17 protein-coding genes are annotated in these 20,278 nt (G+C 43.5%); 4 read left to right on the top strand and 13 right to left on the bottom strand.

What is annotated here, in order from left to right; genetic code table 11:
* Positions 1-32: 32 nt before the first annotated feature.
* Positions 33-2,675: a CHAT domain-containing protein gene (locus tag HB679_RS10090; protein WP_214071838.1), complete on the top strand. Its 2,643-nt coding sequence runs from the start codon at positions 33-35 to the stop codon at positions 2,673-2,675.
* 15 nt (positions 2,676-2,690) lie between these two features.
* Here HB679_RS10090 and mobC (HB679_RS10085) read toward each other — a convergent pair whose 3' ends face one another.
* From mobC (HB679_RS10085) to HB679_RS10065, 5 genes are all read right to left on the bottom strand, one after another.
* Positions 2,691-4,625 (bottom strand): conjugal transfer protein MobC, encoded by a 1,935-nt coding sequence (gene mobC / locus HB679_RS10085; protein ID WP_214071837.1) that lies wholly within the window; start codon positions 4,623-4,625, stop codon positions 2,691-2,693.
* Between the two features lie 3 nt (positions 4,626-4,628).
* Positions 4,629-5,933, bottom strand: coding sequence for a relaxase/mobilization nuclease domain-containing protein (locus tag HB679_RS10080; RefSeq protein ID WP_214071836.1), 1,305 nt, complete (start codon positions 5,931-5,933; stop codon positions 4,629-4,631).
* Positions 5,918-6,325, bottom strand: a complete 408-nt coding sequence (gene mobC / locus HB679_RS10075) for a plasmid mobilization relaxosome protein MobC (RefSeq protein ID WP_214071835.1) — start codon at positions 6,323-6,325, stop codon at positions 5,918-5,920. Before mobC (HB679_RS10075) ends, HB679_RS10080 begins: the two co-directional genes overlap by 16 nt.
* 189 nt (positions 6,326-6,514) lie before the next feature.
* Positions 6,515-6,763 (bottom strand): hypothetical protein, encoded by a 249-nt coding sequence (locus HB679_RS10070; protein ID WP_214071834.1) that lies wholly within the window; start codon positions 6,761-6,763, stop codon positions 6,515-6,517.
* Complete coding sequence (locus HB679_RS10065) at positions 6,720-7,079, bottom strand: helix-turn-helix domain-containing protein (protein ID WP_214071833.1); 360 nt, start codon at positions 7,077-7,079, stop codon at positions 6,720-6,722. The genes HB679_RS10070 and HB679_RS10065 overlap by 44 nt, the downstream gene beginning before the upstream one ends.
* Positions 7,080-7,258: 179 nt before the next feature.
* Here HB679_RS10065 and HB679_RS10060 point away from each other — a divergent pair, with 179 nt between their 5' ends.
* Positions 7,259-8,248, top strand: a complete 990-nt coding sequence (locus tag HB679_RS10060; protein ID WP_214071832.1) for an HNH endonuclease signature motif containing protein — start codon at positions 7,259-7,261, stop codon at positions 8,246-8,248.
* Here HB679_RS10060 and HB679_RS10055 read toward each other — a convergent pair.
* From HB679_RS10055 to HB679_RS10025, 7 genes are all read right to left on the bottom strand, one after another.
* Positions 8,224-10,269, bottom strand: coding sequence for an AIPR family protein (locus tag HB679_RS10055; RefSeq protein ID WP_214071831.1), 2,046 nt, complete (start codon positions 10,267-10,269; stop codon positions 8,224-8,226). The genes HB679_RS10060 and HB679_RS10055 overlap by 25 nt on opposite strands.
* A gap of 4 nt (positions 10,270-10,273) precedes the next feature.
* The gene (locus HB679_RS10050; protein ID WP_214071830.1) at positions 10,274-13,432 is read right to left on the bottom strand and encodes a Z1 domain-containing protein; all 3,159 of its coding nucleotides are present in this window, start codon (positions 13,430-13,432) and stop codon (positions 10,274-10,276) included.
* Complete coding sequence (locus HB679_RS10045; protein WP_214071829.1) at positions 13,429-13,959, bottom strand: hypothetical protein; 531 nt, start codon at positions 13,957-13,959, stop codon at positions 13,429-13,431. Before HB679_RS10045 ends, HB679_RS10050 begins: the two co-directional genes overlap by 4 nt.
* On the bottom strand, positions 13,956-15,437 hold the full coding sequence (locus tag HB679_RS10040; RefSeq protein ID WP_214071828.1) for an ATP-binding protein: 1,482 nt from the start codon (positions 15,435-15,437) through the stop codon (positions 13,956-13,958). The genes HB679_RS10045 and HB679_RS10040 overlap by 4 nt, the downstream gene beginning before the upstream one ends.
* A complete protein-coding gene (locus HB679_RS10035; RefSeq protein WP_214071827.1) occupies positions 15,407-16,861 on the bottom strand; it encodes a DNA cytosine methyltransferase in 1,455 nt (484 codons plus the stop codon). Before HB679_RS10035 ends, HB679_RS10040 begins: the two co-directional genes overlap by 31 nt.
* A gap of 116 nt (positions 16,862-16,977) precedes the next feature.
* The gene (locus HB679_RS10030) at positions 16,978-17,397 is read right to left on the bottom strand and encodes a very short patch repair endonuclease (protein WP_214071826.1); all 420 of its coding nucleotides are present in this window, start codon (positions 17,395-17,397) and stop codon (positions 16,978-16,980) included.
* 27 nt (positions 17,398-17,424) lie between these two features.
* Positions 17,425-17,721, bottom strand: a complete 297-nt coding sequence (locus tag HB679_RS10025; protein ID WP_214071825.1) for a hypothetical protein — start codon at positions 17,719-17,721, stop codon at positions 17,425-17,427.
* A 142-nt stretch (positions 17,722-17,863) separates the two neighbouring features.
* On the opposite strand from HB679_RS10025, the gene HB679_RS10020 reads away from it, so the two are divergent.
* Together HB679_RS10020 and HB679_RS10015 are read left to right on the top strand one after the other, a co-directional pair.
* On the top strand, positions 17,864-18,133 hold the full coding sequence (locus HB679_RS10020) for a hypothetical protein (RefSeq protein WP_214071824.1): 270 nt from the start codon (positions 17,864-17,866) through the stop codon (positions 18,131-18,133).
* 755 nt (positions 18,134-18,888) lie between these two features.
* Positions 18,889-19,137, top strand: a complete 249-nt coding sequence (locus HB679_RS10015) for a hypothetical protein (protein WP_214071823.1) — start codon at positions 18,889-18,891, stop codon at positions 19,135-19,137.
* 214 nt (positions 19,138-19,351) lie between these two features.
* Here the strand turns inward: HB679_RS10015 and HB679_RS10010 are convergent, their stop codons facing one another.
* Entirely contained in the window at positions 19,352-20,269 is a 918-nt protein-coding gene (locus HB679_RS10010; protein ID WP_255547571.1) for a DUF5007 domain-containing protein, read from the bottom strand.
* Positions 20,270-20,278: the final 9 nt, after the last annotated feature.

The following is a 20,278-nucleotide window of genomic DNA, read 5'->3' as shown; positions in this document are numbered from 1 at the left end:
TGGTTATGATACTAAATTGAATCTGTTATCATATGGAAGATATTGATTTTTTACAACAGCTTGAATTTTCTATCTGCAATGGAGTTGACGCTTTCCGTTCCTTTATAGAGCGGCAGCTGGAAAATGGCTTACCCGATGACAGATTCGAAGCGTTGATCGGCTATTTAGAAGATCTGCCTGAAAGGGAGGCCGCACTGTCAGCGCAGCTTAGTACAATTATAATGGACCTGTTCGCGACTTCTGATGACCCCTCTCGTGTAGGTTTGGTTTGGCATTTTGTCATTCTGTCGAATTTATACAAGTTAGAACCGGCAACGCTCATAAAGAACTTAAACAGGGCGCTTCATTTTTGTGCTCAGGAGCCTGTCGCTTATGGTAGCGGTCATATGATCTGCCAGAATACATGGACAACTGTAGATATAGAGGTCATAGGTGAGGATAGTCTTTTATTGATAGACAAGGCGATCATTGATTATTACCGTGCTATAAATGAAATTCCGGAAACGTTGAAATTCATTTTCCATGCTGTGAACGTATTTTCAAGGCAAGGAGCCTTTCAATCCGCCTACCGGATGCTGGATGATGCGGAAAGGATGGTAGTTGACGCGGACAGGCCTGACCTCCATATCGAGGTGATGCTGGCGCTTGCCGGAGTTTGCGTTGAAGAGAATGATAATGAATATGCGCTCGAAGTATATGATAAGGCTTTTGAAGCATTGAGGGAGGCCGATGAGATCATTCCCGAACATCAGCGTTTTAATTATGCCACATTGAATATGAGGCTACGTCATACAGAAAAGGCGCTTGGGATATTTACGGAACTTGCGAAAACTGTAACTACCGATCAGCACCAGAAATTAAGAATAGGCTATCATATTGGCATTTGTCAGAAAGACCTGGAAAAATGGGATGAAGCGTTAGTCACATTCAGGTCATTGCAAATGCTGGCAGGTGATATATCCACGGAGATCGAAAAAGATCTTGATCTCTATTTATGCGAAATGCTGATCGATTATGAGATCTGTTATGCGCTTATATTAGCTAAAAATGATGAAGCAAATGTTGCGCTGAGCTATGTAAAAAGTGCAGTCGGCCGGATCGAGGTAACGATGAGATTTACTATCAGGCCACATTTCCGACGCGGCATCCGGACAAAATATTATAGCAGGATACTGGAAGTAACGGATGGAATATTCCTCCGGGTCAAAGTTGTTGATCTTTTGCCCATACTTATCTACCTCAAAAAGAATTCACAAAGTGACTGGCTGACTATCCTTAGCTGGGTAAGTTATATGAATGACCGATCTGAGGTCTCCGATGCTGACAAGAGACGGTTAAATCATATCATAGAACGCTTGCATGATCATAGCGGGATGGTGATCAGTAATTTCAAAGAAAAATACGATGACCCTTTTGAGTATGCCAGCCAGATCGAAAACATCTTTTCCGATGAGGAACTTGCTACGAGTAAGATCCCCTGGCAGGATCTTGCGCTGCTAACAGACGAATTGACCCAAAGGTATCAGATCACGCCCCCCTTCAGCTTTAATGGACTGGAAGAATTACAACAAGTGGCGGTGAATAAGTTAAATACGGGTCACATCCTTATATTCGTATTTTTGACAAGGTCTGGTTTTACCCTTTATTCTCTTAATAGTGAACGGCAGGCCCGGAACGTTATTGAATGGTATGATATCAGGAGCTATCCAAAAGCACTGCAGGAATATAGACGGGGAGGTAGCAGGGCAAGTTTTAAAGAGGTATTTTTAGATGCTACGGCCTACATCGATGAAATTCTGACACCCACCTGGTCAGAGCTTAACATCCGGGACAAAAATGGTATATACATCTTCCCTGGTCTTTTAGATGCGTTCTTGCCGTTAGCGCCGTCGTGCTTGTTAAATGCCGGAATAATGGAAAGGACGGCCTCTGGCGATTTCAGTATTGCACAATGTCCTGTCATGTATCCTTTACAACTGACGACAGGAACATTTGAAAAATTCGTTGTCCTGATCAACGAAAAAGATGAGCTACCGTTATTTAGTGAAGAAGCTGCAGTTGTGAAAAACCTGTTTAAAGATACTTTCATACTTGAGGTAACTGAGGATAAAGACATCCAGGATGGAATGGAGCGGATCAACCCGGCAGATGCAGTACATTTCATCACTCACGGCACGCCTATATCAAATTATAAAGACCCCTACTATGCCCGTTTATCATCCGACGCCTTTTCCCTGCTGACCCTTAAAAATTTCCATACGGCCAGGCATCGGCTTTATCTGATGAATTCCTGCAATGCAGCTGATACGATCAATGGAAACCTGTTCAATATCCAGACCACACATGAAATAACCGGATTTATAACTATCCTGATGCAAAATCAAAAAGCCATGATAATTGCGCCTCAATGGCCACTCATGGATATACTGGCTTACGTTTTTTCATCGCTGTTCTATAATGACCTGGCGCAGCACCATGACATTAAGAAAGCCTTCTCAAAAGCCATTTATGTATTGGCAACAGCTGACCGCCCCTTTTTCATCAGTTTATTGGAACATATAGGAGATCAGCATATCAAGGCTCAAAAAATAGATCTGCTCCAAAAAGTCACCGATGATTTGCCTTTCAGTAATTTATTCTTTTATAGCGCATTCAATCTTTACAGCCTTTTGTAGTGCAACAGGACCAGATCAATTCAGTTCGTCCAGGATCAGTTCCTCTATATCCATTTTGATCTTTAAATAATTATTCATCACCAATGCCTGCGTTATAGTTCGCAATGCGGGTAACTGTTTATAGTGGCTTTCTTCCTGGCGTATTGCCTCATGATCGTTGATGATCTCAGCGTGAAATGCTTTTAATTTGATCCTTTGTTCCGGATCATCAGCTACAATCCCTACAAATTCGCCCGATGATAAGGAAGCGATCGTCGATACAGGAATGGCCGCATCCAGCTGACCGGAATAACTTACTGAAGTATCGCTGCTGTTAACTGAAGTACTTTGCCTGTCCTGCATGATCTTGCCAAAGCTTTCCGATAAGGCTTTAGCCGTGTCACCGGATACCTGCCCGCTGATGACATTTCCGGATATATTCATCACCACATCGGCCTGCTCCTTCCCGTAATCCCGCCTTAACTGGCTGTAATCCTGCACCGCCAAAGTGGTAGCTACTTTATTGGAGCGTGCTGTCGCCATCAGCGTATCTATACCATTGAAATAGATCGTCGGAAATTCATCAAAGATCAGACTGGATTTTAACCGGCCCGGTTTATTGACCAGTTTGATCATTTTGGTAATATATAAAGATAGCACCGCACCATATACCTGTTGTTTTTGAGGATTGTTACCCAGGCTGATCAGTTTTGGCTGCTCGGGGTTATTCAGGTCAAGCGTAAAATCATTTCCGGAAAGAACGTAGTATAATTGTGGCGAGGAAAGTTTGGCCATGGCAATACCCGCACCTGAGATCTGGCCTTCTAACTGGTCCATGGCATCATTTTCAAAAGCCGATATAAAAGGATTAATGAGCGCATCAATTTCCCGTTGCTGTTTGAGCACTGCAAACAGTTTGGCATATTCTACCTGCATGAGTTCTACGACATGCGGCAAGGTGCAATATTTGCCATCTTTATATTTCTTCAGATACCAGATTATTGCTGTTACATACATGATCGGCGATTCCACAAAAAAATCACCCTGCTTGCGGATCCATTCGCGGTTCAAACCCATCATGATGGTACGTGCCGCCTCCATTGCATCCGAAATATCTTCCATTGTGCCGGGCTCCAAAGGGTTACAGCGGTGCGAACGGGACAGGTCATCAAAATTAATGACATAAAATTGCGGTGTTACCGGGTAGGCATCTAGACTATTGATTAAGGTATTATAGGCGATCTTTGTTAAATCCGGGTATTTAAAATCATAAATGAACATGCTGAACCCTTTACGGATATGTTGCGTAATGATATGCCTGATGACAAAGTACGATTTACCGGCACCAGGGCTGCCCAATACCGTCAAGCCCCTAAATGGATTAATAATATTGATCCAACTTTTACGGGTCCTGCCTTTTAACTGGTATTGTGCCGGCAAGTTTACCGAATATTCGTTTTCTAACAGTTTTTCTTCCTGCGGGAATGTTTCGTTGCTCTTATTAAAAATGTCCTGTTTGAATTTTAAACGCAATAAACGGGAGATTAATGTTCCGCCTGTTAAAATCAGCAGGTAACCTGATCCCGTTATACCCATATAAACAATCGCTTTTATTAAAACAGCTACTTGCAGTAACAATAAAAGCTGGCTTCCCCAGAATAATAACAAACCGATGGAGATATAAGAGACGGCCGTTTTCAACCTGATCTTTTCTTCTTTTCTCCCCCGGCATCCGATGAGGGAAACCGCCAATAGAAATAAAGCTGCCGCTTTGGCGTCCATCATATTTTGAAATACGGGCATACGGGCAAAATTACCAGTGATGCGGATCACGATGGGTACCGTTAAGTGCCAGGCCTCAAAAGCGGCATAACAAGTGATATAAAAATGAATGGTCATGATCACCAGGCTTAACAGCCTTGTAAAATCAATGATGCGGCGCAAGCCGTGTTCGTTCTCTCCTGTTTGCATAGATCAATAATTTCTTTGTTGTTGCCCTTGTTTCCTTTTGCGTTTACGCTTTTTCTTTAATTGGCCCGGTAGATGATCGTCCAGCCTGCGGGTTTGCAGCAGGTCGCTTAAGATGTTATTAGTTTGCCGTAATGGTTCGTGACGATCAATAGATAACGGGCGGTTATAATTAGTTTTAGTTGATTGCTGTACCGGCTGGCCCTCACCCTGTTTCTGCCTTTGTTTGAATTCCTCGTGCTGGTATTGATCTTCTTTCATCATGCGAGCCGTCAAGGCTTTGGCAGCATAGTTCTTGCCTAAATCACTGCCGTTAAAAACCGACTTCCTGAACTGGTCGATAAAAGTGATACCGTAGATAAGGCCGTCCTTATTCTCACGGTATAGCAATTTGATGTTTTCTTTTTTCAGTAAATAATCCAGGTCGTTCCGGCTGAACCTGGGGTGGTTAGATAATACGTTGTCAATACGTTCTTTGAGCATTTCGCTGTATAGCTTGCGACTTTGCCCGTTTTTTTGAAATCGCTGTTCCAGGTTTTTCAAAGTAGGTTTATTGTAAATGGCGCTGGCCTTAATAGCGACACCCAGCTTATTGCCTTGATCGTCGGTGGCGCTATATAACAATCCGTTCTTTTGAAACATCCGGGTATCTTCGGCACCACGATCCGCCATTACGTTGTATTGTTTGAGCACAGCGTTCAGCTCCGGCAATGAGGTAAAATTGTACTGTTTTATGATGGTATTGACAATATTAGTGATGGCCCGTTTGGTTTCGGTTTGCCCGTATTGTAGTTTTTCTATGGAAAAAGGCTTTAGTGTTTGTTGTTGCTGCTTTTGTGAACGGCTCTCGGCTTGTACTAAACCATATTCCAGCTCCAATTCCTTTCTTGCGGGTTCGGAACGCTCCCGGCCAATATTGTGCAGGCTGATCGCCTGACCGTTTGTTTGGACGTTGGTCGTAACGATATGTATATGGGGATGCCCGGCGTCTAAGTGCTGGTAAATAAGGTATGGCTGATCACCAAATCCTATTTTTTCCATGTAACTGGCTCCGACCTCGGAAAGTTGTGTTTTGGTCAATTTTTCGGACGGGTCGAAGTTGAGGGAGATATGTACTGCGTTGGTTTTCACCCGGCTGTTCTTTTCCTGTAAATGCTCCAGTCGGTTAAGCTTTTGATAAAAGCTTAGGTCATTTTCTTCAACACCATAATTACCGGCAGCGATGCATTGCGCATGGCCCTGCTTCACTTTGTTTTCGTTATAATTGACGATTCCGCGTATCGTTTTACCGGTAATTATTTTTGCAACCATTTTTTTGCCAGTTGAGAGATAAGTGATAACAGCAGGCTTACTTTAGTATCCACCTGGTTGTAATATTGGGCAGCCCTTTTGATCTGATACCAGCGCTGCCGTTCACCGGCCATGCTGTTAAAATTCCGGGTAATTTGGTTAATGTTAATCCCAATGGCACGGAGCTCTTTTTGTAGGCCGATCAGGATTTCCATGGGTGCGTCCATGGTGGCATCTTTATGAAAAAAGATTATTTTATCTTTATCAATAATTCTTCTTACAACTTCCGGAATAGTCCGGCAATCGCTGTTCGACCTGATATTTTCCAGCCTGTCAAATGTGGCTTTGGAAACCCTAAGCATAATAATCTCAGTTAAATTCTCATCCGCATTTGGTGCTTGCTTCCTGCCCATTGGTTTCTTTTATAGTCCATTAAAAGGCGACTTCGGAGCCTTGGGAAAACCCTTATCCTATCGTCCCTTCAGGGCGAGATTCTTTTTGATGTAATCAAAAATACATCTCGCTAAACGCGCTGTCGCGGCGTTTTGCGTCCTTGTGGACGTTCCTCAGTGCCCTCGGATCCTCTTTCGTTACGTTGTGATCTATTTAAACCGCAAGTGCGGATTTAACAGCTTCAGTTCCCATATCCATTCATTGGCTTTGGTTTTCCAGTTACGGATGGGGTTGCCTTTTATGCCTGTCCAGCCGTTGTTTTCATAGCGCTTTAAAAAGCGATACGCGTCAGTTTCCGCGAAACCGGCTTGGTTAAAAAATATAAGAACGTGGCTGCGATCCGGCGGCACCTGCTTACCCAAGCCGGTAGAATTTGCGGGTTTTAGTTGTTTTCCCATGAAGCTGTTTATTTTCATCCATCACTTTTAAAATATCCTCGTAGTCGAAGTACAGGCAGCCGCCTATTTTGGAATAGGGTAAAACGCCATTGATACGGAGTGTTAGAAGCGTGGTGATCGAAACGCCCAGGATTTTGCAGACCTCGTTGGTCTTGAGCCATTTTTTGGTAGGCTGCCCGGTGTTTTCTTTGAGGGATTTTTTGACTTCTAAAAGCAGCTCGTTTTTAAAATCGTGGAGGTCTTTGAGGGTGACTAATTGCTCTCCGAATAGCTGGGTGTGGCCGCCGAGTTTTTGTTTTTTATCTGTTGCACTCATCTTGTTGTATTTTTTATGAAGGCAAAGATCAGGAGGTGAGGGGTCGGAAATGTCCGATGTTATGGGAGGTCGGATTATGTAAATTATATTAAAGTTTAATAAGACAACAAGCCGTCATTATTATAATTCTGCGATTTATTTATTTTATCTTAACTTTATTTTAAACACCAATTTAAATTATGCCCAAACATCTCTGGATACTGAAGTCAAAGGGAGAAAAAAGCAGTTTCGGCGGAAATGACGGTTACGACGACAAGCCGGACGCTTATTACATCTATGACAATTTTGTCCCGAATCATAACAAACTGAAAGAGGGTGATTACGTACTTATCGCAGATAAGAAATATCTGCATGGCTTTGCGGTTGTTGATCATATAGCTGTAACCGAAGGCCTGGAGAAAAAACGGTACAGCTGTCCGGTATGCGGGATCAAGGAACATTCAGCACGAAAGACAAAAACGCCGAAATACAAATGCAGAAAAGGACATGAGTTTGAAACGCTGAATGAAGAAATAACACCTATTCGCGAATACCGCGCCGATTACAGTACCAGCTTTATCAATTTGCCTGAAAAGACAAGTGTTCAATTGCTTAATAAGTATTATATGAACCGGAACCGGTATTATTCCATTCAGCGTGCGATGCCGTCATTCCTGGAGGAACTATTTCCCGATCTGCTGCGCCAGCTGGGCTCACCGGCAGGAGTTGTTCTGAGGCCGTATATGACTACGGACCCTTATAAACCTTCAGAAAAAGACGAACGGGCTTTCCGCACCGGCAGGTCATATTACCGGCCCGATCAAAGTAAATTCAGGAGCGATCTGTTCGGATACTACGGCATAAAATGTATGCTGACGGATTGTACAGTTGCCACTGCACTGGAGGCGAGTCATATCTGCTGTTATCGCGGTGATGAAGATAACCATTGCGAAAACGGACTGTTACTCAGACGTGACCTCCACGCATTGTATGATGCTGATTTACTTGGTATATGTCCGTCCGATCTGAAAGTCGTACTCAGCCGCGAGTTAATGAACACGGAATATTCGAAGTTCAACGGGGTAACCCTTGACCTTAATAATTCCGGTTGCAGGCCCTCAACTGGTGCACTGGAAATACGCTGGAAGGTTTTTCTGGAAAAGAGTCAGAGGTCAACTGTTCCGTCCTGATAATTTTTCAGTAATGTGGCTGCCTGCTCATTGAGCCTTTCAGTGAACGGCTGTCCAAGTTTCAGTCGCCGGATCACATTGCGGATAATGTTAAGCTGAAACAGATCAAAGCGACGGTTTTGCTGTCCTTCAGCCGCTATTTTTTCCCAATCATGTATGGAAAGGCCGCTGAGCGTACCGGTTGCTGCTGTTACTGACAATCCGGGCAGATCGGCGTTTTTCAGATCATCTGCAATTTGTCCAAGATCTATACCCATTTCTTCAGGACCTATTGAGGACAGCGTTTTCCAGCACTCTTCCCGCTTTGCCCATTCACTTATCAAAGCGAATTCATCAGGTTTTTGCTGTAAAAAATTATTGACCTTCCGTAATACATTTCCGATAAGTTTGTTCAAAGCCGGGGAGATTGCCTGATCTTCCCATATTTTCGCCAGATCCAGACGGCCATCGGTCTGATGATTCAACCAGGCCATTGAGTAAGGCACAGCCAGGTATCTTAAATCCCCCATTGAATTTGGTTTTTTACCGTAAATATCTTCTGCCTCCCTGTAAAGAATAGCATTGGCTACCACGTTTTTGTAATACTGACGGTCCGGTGTCGAATCATTTTCTGCCGAAACAAAAAACAGGTAATTTTTCTGACTTCCGCGAGCCACCCAATAAGGCAACATTTTCCAGCAGTTGCGGAACTTCGCAAGTTCTTCTTTCCGGATTACGTGGTTGGAAGGATTCTTTAGTTTGAATTGTGCGATACGCTGCTTGGTATGCTCTTTATTTAATTCCTCTTTATACTGACCTTTAACCCGTTCATAAAACCAACGTGTCTGCCTGTCGCCGGGTTTCAACGGCCTCGTCCATGTGGTTCTTGAAAGCTCCTCCAGCGCTATCTGGAAGGGCTGGTTTGAAGTAAGGTCGATCTCACTTACCTTGTTCTGACTATTTGCAAATTTCGATATCTGAGCTACAATCTGATCTGTTTTGGTTTCGTTATGAACCTGGGTGATTTTCATCTGAATATGTATACTGCGCAGGTCCGCACGATCTTTTTTCCGGGCATAATAAATGGAAGACGTCGTTTGTCCGCCGTTAACAATCTGCAATCCCTTTACGGTTGTTATAAACCTTTTTCCCGTTTCATCCGTGCTGAAACTGATTTCTGTTGCAGTGGCCGAAATACCGTTGTTGTAAGCCATAAACATGCCCGGATTGTTCAGAATGGTTTTCCTGATTTCGCGGTTCACTTTGCCGAGATTCTGCAGGTAGACGCGCACATTCTGTTCCAGCAGGCGCGTACCGTAAACATCATAAAGCCCGGCCAGAAGGTCAGCCGGTATTATTGCCAGGTATGCTGTGTATTGGTCATTGACCTGATCGACTGTCAGACATTCTATTTTATGACCAAACTGATCCGGAATATTAATTTCGGTCAGTTCCCGTTTACCGCTTGATACCCATAACTGATACAACCGTTGAATATCCCATACTTCGTGAATAACCAGCGGCTCGGCAGAATGACCGGAATGCACGGGTGGAGTAAGCTGATTGACTATACCATCCGTCAAAAAAATTAAACGTATTCTTTGAAGATTCCCTGCGAATTCCTGCATGTTACTTACAAATTCAGTTCCTGCGGCAGAATCTTCGAGTTGAGAAAAATCACCTTTATTCAGATACCTGAGATAATTACCAAGCAGATTAAATGCAACTGTAAGTCTGTTTTTTTCGATGATACGGATTTGTCCGTCACCATTGAAGTCTGTAATAAACAGGTCGAGTGTTTCCTGATCGTCCCATAACGAATAACCATTGATTTTACGCTGACGTTTGCCCGCTTTATTCAGATGTATACTCGTACATATCTGAAAATTACCTGTTTCCTGTGCTTCTGTAAGATAATCGGCAACCAGTTGTGTAAATGCCTCTTCCCGGAATCCTGCCCCGTCATTTTCTTCCAACTGATCGTTCACTTCCTGAGCGATCAGACTGAGATAATTCTGCAATTCAAAATCCGTTTGTGCCATTTCTTTACACCAGTTCTGTTTTTAGTGTATAATGTTCTTCTGCCTCTTTCGGATAATCAAAAAGGTCTGCCAGGAACTGTTTATTGACTTTGTATGGAAATCCTTTATCCCCTGTGATTGCAGGCAGGCTGATCGCGTATCCGGCGGCGGGGAGTGCTGAATCGTGTTTAAACTTTTTGGGGTTCAACAAATACAGAATCAGTAGGGCATTTTCATGTCCACGATATTTCCTTACAAATTTCCCTGAAGGTACTTTAGGCGGGGTTTTGGCTTCACTTGTCCGGATCGTTTCGTCCTTAGCTGCAATAAAACGGGGATCGGTCGGTTCCATATCAAGAAATTCGTGAGGCGGGCTGATGATATGCGAATTCCTGATGACATACACCTTATCATCATCGATTTTGTTACCCTGCCGGTCTTCGTCAACTTCCAGACGACTGGTATAACCGACGGGCAAATCATCTATATCCATATATTCATCCGGTAGCGCGTCTGAACTGCTGATCAGAACCACCGTCCAGTTTGTCAACGTCCCGCTTTTTTGTTGCCTCGTAATATAACCTCTTACAATGTTAGACTGAATATTCAGCTGCTGGGTCTGATAGTCGCCAAGAAATTCATCAATCAGCGGGTATCTGACATTCTCCCAGATATATTGCTGCGACTGCCTTACCTTACCGGAGGTAGCACCAAGCTTAGCTATTAAATTGCTCAGTGCGTTCAGGTTAAGCTGAAGAATGTCCTTGTTTTTACTGATACGGTAAGTTTCCAGCAGTTGTCCGGAAAGGCTGAGACTTAAATCCGTGGCTCCCCTGATTTTGGCTGCAGATGAAATCATCAGCATGCCGGGTGCGGTTCTTACTTTCAGGCCAAAGTTATCCGGCGTCCGGTCTGAAAGATCCATAATATCGAACTGTTCTTTCAGTTCCTCACTGGCGTTACCGATATAATGATACCAGCCAACCAATTGTTCAGTGGTAAAAACACGACATAAATCGGCGTACCCTGGCCGGTAACCAAACCACCGTCCCATCTGCATTAAGGTATCGTAAAACCTCGTGGCCCGCAAAAAATAACTGACGGATAAGCCCTCCAGTGTAAGTCCACGGGAAAGTTTATTTCCGCCGACAGCTATGACGAACAAACCTTCCGGATGTTTATCGTAGTCGAGCGGTTGCGTCAGCTCCTCATGTTCTTTATCTTTTTTGCCGTGAACAGCTCTTACCACAATTCTCTGAGAAGCATCTGCAAGATGAATCTGAATTTCTTCCCAGCCAAGCTCTGTCAGACCGGCATCATCGTATTCAAGTTTAGATAAGATGAAATCTGTACGGCCCTTCAGCTCGTTTTCCCATACCGATTTAAGATGCAGCTCATAATCGCCGCTCTGATCATATTTCAGCACATTCTTCGATGTGGTAAGATAGGAATCAACAATTTCTGCTATATGGTTTATCCATTTCACATACCATGACACATGCACCAGCATTGAACTATGGCTCTTATCCTGATTTCGTGCATATCTGACCGCACAGACAATGATAAAATAATCTACGGCATCTTTCAGGCTCTGTGGTATGTCTTCCGGCAATTTATCGCCCAGCTTATGCTTGTCGGGAATATATGGCTGGTAATCCTCTTTTTTGATATAAGTAATCATATCGAGGCCTTCGTCGTCCGGCATCGCCGGATTAACATTAAAAACCTTATTGTAGCCGATGTAATTTGCAGGCGGTGGTATCTGGATTACAAAACTCTCGGGAAACAGATCCTTGCCGAGCCTGTATTTTCTTTTATTGATAACCACATCCTTACCTTGGGTTTTGTTATGATCGGATATGAAGACATTAGCAAACGGCGTAGCTGTATAACCAATAAAAGCGCTTTGTTCAAACAGGCCAAGTAACGAACGTATCGATGCGTTGATTTTTGAAACATAGCTTTTATCAACATTGATGGAAGCGTAATCTGCCTCATCATCAATAATCAGCAATGGAATATTACGGATAATGCGATAATCACCATCCACCTCGCCCCTTGAGTGTAACCAGGTAAGCAGATATTTAAGAACCACGGGATTCTTTTTGATGGCCATTACATAATGATCTTTTGTGTCGAGCGGATTATTCCGAACGTTTGCTGCTCTGATGTCACCGTTCTCACCTGTCCTGGTCAAGGGGTGTACCGGCATTTCCTGGCGAAACAATCCGACACCGATTTTGCCGGTTCCGTTTTCCTCTATATTAGAGTGTGCCCCTATAAAGCCTTCGTCGAGCCTGATCTGTGTCTGCTGCCTTAAATTTTCGTAAAGGCCTGTCATCACGATAATGATCCGGAAGCCCGCATCGGCCGCTTTATTGATCAGTCCTATGTAGTTGCTTGTCTTGCCTGACTGGACATCGCCGACAACCATGCCCCGCGTCTGCCATTGTCCTGCTCTGGTCGGGTCACCGATGCGGTTGAGGATATCGTCGGTAACGCGGTTAATCTGCGCAATGGTATTACTGGCGATACCTCCACTGAAAAGATAATTCTTATAACCGTCCCAGAATGTCCAGGGCTCTTTTCTGTCGCCTACCCATTTTTTGAAGGGCTGTGGGCTGGCGAATACCTGATAATTCGGATTAGTGATCAGATTTCTGCTTTCCAATGTTGCCTGCAGGATAATACGGTTCAGTAACTGATCAAGTGTTTCTTTTCCGTAAATCACTTCGGCCCAGGCCAAAGCACCGTTCCAGGCGCGCTGAAACATTTCTTCATCAGCATTACTTCCTCTTTTCTCCAGATGGGAAACGGTCAGATTACTCACCGATTTTTTGATCTCATCGCGGGTGATCAGCTCTTTACGGAGTACTTCCAGCTCCGCTTTAAGTTCTTCCGGCGGGTTCCCTTCAAACGCTTCCTCAATCAGTTCAGCAGCCTCGTCATAGGTATCCGAATTGATAGCAAAATGGATTGCCCCCAGATAGATTACCGATCTCGTCGGCTCAGCAGTATAATTTTCACGTAACAGTTTTGCAGCAGCCTTTTCGTAATTCAAGGCGCGCTGAATGTATTTCAGATAACTGAATATTTCGTTTCTCCGTTTGGCAAAGAATGCCATTTCGGCAAGATCCATTGCATCCTCATGCCAGGAATTTACTTTTTGAATAATCTCTTTCATCTTTTGCCGGTCATTGATTTGGGGTTACTGAATTCGACTACAATACCATAAGCAGGGATTTTTAAATGATCGCTTGGCTTCGTTTGCTCCATCTTTTGTTTAAGCCGGGCAGCAATCTCCGTATCTGTTCCTTTAAAATCACCGCTGACTTCAAGTCTTGCACGCTTTTGAAAAACCAGGGTATCATCTTCTTCACCTACCCAGAAATCAAACGTTGTTCCTTTCCATGATCGTTTGACTTTCCAGCCGGTCTGGTCATTTATGATCAGTATGGCTAGACCCATTGCTCCGAACTGTGTCGCTTCTTCAACATCACCTGAGCTGTCGACAGCCATTTGATCGACAGAAATACTTTCCAGTTCATAATCAAAGGCAAGAGCGCCGGACACAGGGAAATTGACTTTTACTGGATGACCGTGCAGATTAAGGCAAACGGAAGCTGTTTCGCTGTAAAAACCTCCGGTTCTTACAGATAACCCTGTACTGTGCCCGTCTTCCAATAAGCTGATAGGTAAAGGTTTAATCATCTGATCTGTTCAATTAAGTGAGGGTAATTACTGAAAGGATCAATAAAGTACAAGTCCTCCAATGCTTTGTCGTGGGTCGTGCCATTAGCCCGGAGCTTCTGGTAAACCGCCTGCATCAGCCGGACAACTTCACTTTCCTTAACGGCAGGCATACTGCCGGAAGAGTATTCTCCCTTTAGCGTTTCATTCAGTATCAGTGACGGAACCGGAAGCGTGATCTCCAGCAGTTTAAGCAAATCATCGGTACTTTTCCTTATTTCACCGGAATGCTCGTAAAGCGCTTTTACCAGGGGATGTTGCCGGTTAATCGTAAACGTTTCCCTGCCATTGTCCTCCGACACGATCCAGGCAAATTCGAAATCGTTGCGGGAAGTTTTCTGTTTCTGCTGCTTTCCCCTGTGTCTGAAAACTTCTGTGGCACGTTTACGGATTTCCGCTCCGTACCGCTTCAGATGCTGCTGAAACATCCGTGGAGGAATGGCCCGGGATTTACGGATGTCAAGTTGCCAGCTGAAATCCAGGGTTGCATCAATCTCGATCATAATCCTGGCAAGCCGGGTGTGCTCATCTTTCCTGAATACACCAAGCCAGTCACCTGCTACCAGAATCCGGTCTTTACGATATACATAAAATCCCTGTTGTGCTGTCCAGCCTTTACTGCCTCCGTTTGCTGACCATCTTTCCGAAGACAGTTTGCCTGCATGCGGCAAAACAAATCCCTGTATTGTCACCAGACCATTTTCAAATGTTTCATCAGGGAAAATCTGGGTAGCCGGATGATCGGGCATGAACGGATTAATTGCAGTTATCTGGCGATTGTTAAGCCATATTGCCAATGACTTTTTTTCGATAAAACGATGAAAAATAACCGCCAGATGTTCTTCCACGTCCTTTACAATATCCCAGAATTTTGCTGGTGTTATAATATGTTTATGCTGATTGAATATGATCCGGTCTATAATAGTCCAGACAACAACCGTTCCGGACGTCTGTTTGTTCAGTGTTCCAAGTAATTCCTCATCATTGCAATATCGGAAAATGCGCCATACATCATTTTTCTCAACGTAATCAAGATCCCATCCCCGGAAATTAATAATCCCTTCCTGCCGCGATTTGGTGATAACATTTAAACGGCGGCATTGTGAAAATGAGGCGGTTTTAAGTCCAAGTCCGAAACGCCCCAGATCATTCCGTCCGCGCTCTTGAAGGGGATTTGATGTACCAGGTCGCAAAGCCTCGATAAGCTGTTTTTCTGTCATTCCCTGACCGTCATCCCTTATTGTAACCGATGAGTTTTCTTCAGCCCAGCTGAAATCGATCCAGACATTACCAGCACCTGCTGCTATACTGTTATCAACAATATCAGCAATCGCGCTGGGCAGATTGTAGCCGATTGCCCGGAACGTTTCGATCAACGCAGCGGGCTGTGGAGCAACAATTTCTGCGCCTACATCATCTGGTAGTTCGGCATCTGACATGGTATTCCGGTTCTGATAAGGTTTATTATTTTGTCGGCAAGTTTTTCAGCCATCAGCGGCGGTACTGCATTTCCGATCTGGCGGAAGGCGGCATTCATGGCCCCTGAAAATTCAAAGCCGTCAGGAAATGACTGCAGCCGCGCTGCTTCACGCACCGTAATCGTTCTTGCTTGGTCACTGTCATAATGAATATGAGAATAACAGTCCTTTCCCAGATGCGCCATCAGTGTCCGGGATGGCTGATCACTTTCCATTTTACGCCATTTATTTGGAAACTTTCCGGCATCATAGGGGGGTATGATACTCTTTCTGATCTGTTTATAGGTTTCAGGGTCACTTTCAGCGGTGATATTCATTTCGAGCAGCTTTGCTGCCAGCAGTGCTTCAGCCCTTTCAATGGCCTGGGGATACTGATCCCCCGGTTCCATAATCCGGAATATCTGATAGTCCCTTGGTAATATCCTGGTCACGCTGGCGGTAACACCTGTCCCTGCGGTGTAGCCGGGCCAGTTGCGCATCAAACGCTGATATTCATTTGCCGGTTCAGCCAGTGAATAGGCACTATCGGTATTCAGCTTTTTAATTCCCCTTTTCATTTTCCCGGTCAGATGCTGTGTGATCACCGGCAGGTCAGAAAGTGCGCCCTGTGCACTTACCGGCGCAGGCAGGCCCGCATTAAGCTGCAGATTTTCAAAATGCCCCGGATTGTTCAGGTCAATATGTTTCAAGGCTACGTTCCGGGAGCCGTTGTACCCCCTAGGCAGTTCGATATACCGGGTGGGTTCGGGAAAAGTAATTTCACCCTGAAAAGTATTGTGTACAGCGATCAGGAACATTCGCTCCCGCATCTGCGGCAGACCGAAAAAGGCAGTATTAAGCAATGTATATTTACAGTGATAACCATATTGTTCCAGGTCATGGCAGACAAATTCTGCAATATTGGCTCCGCCATAGTTGAGCATATCCGGTACGTTCTCCATCAGGATGGCCATCGGCCGCAACTCGCGTACATATTCCAGGTATCTTTTATACAACTGGCTGCGGGAATCATTAAGAAAAGCTTCGGCATCAGCATTGATCTCCCTGAGTTTGGCCCTGCCTATGCGGGTGAAGGCCTGGCACGGCGGACCGCCGATAATAACATCAATCTGCTGATCGATGGGCCCCGTTATTTCGAGGTCACGGAACAGGTCAGCGGGCGATGTGTTCTCAATATTCCGTGATTTGGCGTACTGTTCAAATAATTTATGGCCTTTGTGGAAGTTCAGTGCGTGCGACCGTGCAGCTTCCTGATCAAGCTCGACATTCCCTATGATTTCGAAGCCTGCCTTTTTAAAACCCAGTGACAAACCGCCGCAGCCTGAAAATAAATCAAGTACCCGTAAAGCATTTCCATTCCTGAACCGATCAATTTTGAGCTGCATGTATATTCCTTTTCATTAAAAAACCTTTATTCTGCTCGTTTTAAGCATAAAAAGACCTTTCCGTTTTTTTGGAAAATTAACGAAAAAAAATCATAGCCGGGAAGGAGAATAAGGTTTCAGGCTGAATGCAATGTAGCAATTAAATTCTGTAATGTTTCTTCCATCAGATTTTTTTTTAACTGACACTCCCAGACGGTTATCACCCGGTAATTTTTCGCCGACAACAGACTGTTGCTTATCAGGTCATTTTCCTGATTCCGGCTGATTTTATTCAGCCACCATTCGGTGTGGGATTTTGGTACCGTAAAATATTTACAGTCCTGGTGTCCATGCCAGAAGCAGCCATTGATAAATATGACTGCTTTATATTTAGGGAGGATAATATCCGGCTTGCCGGGTAGCTTTTTGTCATGCAGCCGGTAGCGGAATCCTTTCGAAAAGAGAAATTTTCTGACCAGGATTTCCGGCTTCGTATTTTTGCCGCGGATACGCGACATATTATAGCTCCTGGTTTCTTTTGAGTGAACATCTGCCATTGTCCGGACATCGAAGGCAACGCCTGATTATTCTTCGTTATAATCCTGAGACGGCAGCGGGATGAATTTATCCAGGCCTGTTTCAATTAAAAATATTTCCTGTGCCAAATCGTAAATATCCTCTCCTGAATCTTCACATACCTTAAAACACTGATACAATAATTGATTTCTGATTTCAGCTTCCTCCAAAGTATAGCTTGGTTCCCCTGTTTCTAAATTGACATAATTATTAAAGTCATCATCCGGGTGAAAGTTAGTCCCCTCCGATACTAACTGCCTGGTAAATAACTTTACATCTTCAAGATTTTTAATTATAGTTATCATTGCTGAGTTTCGTTGGTGACCTTTAAATATACCGCTTTTCCGAGGAATGAGCAGCATATTTTTAAAAAAAAATCCATTAAATTATTTGTAATTGTCACTTATAGTCGTCAAATCCATTTATTAAAATTGCTTAAATTTGAGTATGGATCAAACAATAATCATACCTACACGGGAAGGACAAATCTGCAAAATTTCAAACCCGATGACTGATGAAAATCCAGAGGATATTTACATAGTCTCGGAGGACCCAACGCTTTATGATGATGATGCATCTATCTATATTACAAACATCAAGGATTTGCAACGGAACATTCATGCTCCTCAATTTGCTCCCCAGGTGCCGGTCATAAAAACAGACTTAACAGTTATTGCAGAAAACATCGGGGAATATATTGCTTCCTGGAATAGGTGAACTGGTTAAGTTTATCCGTTACCAAGTCTTTTCTTACCAATGTCTGATGCACAGTCTTTTATATTAATATATTTTTTATAACCTGGCGGTGAACTTAAATCTTATTTACTCTTGTCTTCATCTTTGAAAATAAGGTTCTGATCCATATTATCTGCGGAATGATTTATAGGAATAATTTTCTGCGGATTTACTTTTAAAGCTGTAGAACGATTTGTAAATTGCATTACAAATCGTTCTATAAGATCCGGTAAAATTGAATTGATCTGAAAGGCTACCATCGAGGCTATCACTTTTGGAGCTGGTTCAAAAAACCTCATTTAAACGTTAAAAACGCACTTTTTCGCTGGGAAAAAGTCTTTAAAATAGAGCCTCCGGCTCCACCAGACGGGAATGTGTTAGAACCACATTCCCGTTTATTTTTTTAAATCGTAAGTAATTACTTACATAATCGCTTGTATAAAATCCGACAGTCTCGTTCAATTTTTATATGGGTTGATGAGATTTGAACCGCGTCTAAACTGCTTTACAACCCACCTTTAACAGCATTTCAAGTAAAAAATTAACCATAAGTTTGAACCAAACTCAAACTGTTTTAGTTTTCCTTCAGCAAACCATTATTACCCAATATAAACCGGGATTTAATGCCCCTTATAGTAGCCAAAACAGTTTAAGCCCGCTTACCGAAACACAAAGCTCCATCACAATTAGGTCAGCCTACATGGACCTTGCGGTTCGCTTTCACGATGGTCACCACCATGCCGAATGAATCGGTTTGGGATGCCAAAATTGGCAAAGCAAATACCCAAACCATCGAGTATGAAAAACGTTATACGCTAAACGGGCAAAAAGGGACATTACGGTTATTGGGCTTTTTAAATAACGGCAAATTTGGCAATTACGATTTGGCTATCGCCCAAAACCCAAAGGCCCCCAATATGGATACCACAGCCACTAATTTATGGGAAGGTGAGCCTGTTCTTGCAAGCAGTACAGCAATACGATGATACCATTATCTTGAAAGCAGAAGTGATGAGTTATCTAAAAAGTCACCAAAACAATCAATTAAAAAGCCGTAGTTCTTACAGAACTACGGCTTTTTAATTGAAACTCCTGACTGCTGCAGGTACTGCTATTTAACTGTTTATCCGGCAAACCGGCAAATATTTTTTTTGCAAGTCGTCTTCTCTCAAGTTTTTAGCTACAATCGTCCCATTCGGATCAAGGAACGCGCGTTACATACGGTACGTGAACCGTTATCAGGTAAGTGCCTTGTGCCAATAGCTGGAAAGCAAACCTTGGATTTGCGCTATATATTTGGGCAGGAGTTGGTGTAACACCAGCATCGTACTTAACAAACTGGCTCGGAATACGGTAATATATTAAATAACCATATGTCGGATCAGGTTGAAAAGGGAAAGGCGTTACTTCGAAGTTACAGGTTAACGATGTATCAGAAGCAACCAAAGGATGGAATTTAGCATAGGTTTCGAAATTACTCCGATCGCCACGCGCAATAATCTCACCTTTAAGCGGATCAAATGCCACACCATGTTTATCAACCAGTTTTAAAATAGCCTGTGTACCTGTAGTTGATAACTGCTGAATATCTACAACAGGATTACCGGTATCGCCATTGTCAGTTGTATTATCAGTGAACCATGCACTACCGCCCGTTTGAAGTACATAAGGCAACCCTTGACTTATGGTGAAGGTACCTATGTTCTTATAAATTTTTGAGCCATTTTGATTAGTGGCTTTAATATCAAATTCATAAGTGCCTAATGGCACGTTAGCTGTAGTATTATAAAATGTAAACGCACCGGTGTGACTGTTAAAATCAAAACATGGGGCGCTAATTAATTTGCGATGCGTGTTCAACAAGGCTACAGTGGTATCCACATTAGCGTTAAACAGAGAAACAAAGATGTAGCGATCCTGATTCATATACAGAGAATCTGCATGTTTGTGTGTTGTAGCATTCCTGATGTCCAGTAATTCATAGGTAACAGGGGCACTTGAACCATCGCTGTTTACAGGATTGGTTTGCACCACAAACCCACTTTGAATCTGGATGGGGCTGTCCGTATATCTTATCTGGCTACTCAAATAGCCTTGTACAGATTTTTTACAGCTCATAACACCGAT

Source organism: Mucilaginibacter sp. dw_454 (assembly GCF_018449775.1).
GTDB lineage: Bacteria > Bacteroidota > Bacteroidia > Sphingobacteriales > Sphingobacteriaceae > Mucilaginibacter.
This window is presented reverse-complemented; position numbering and strand designations above follow the sequence as displayed.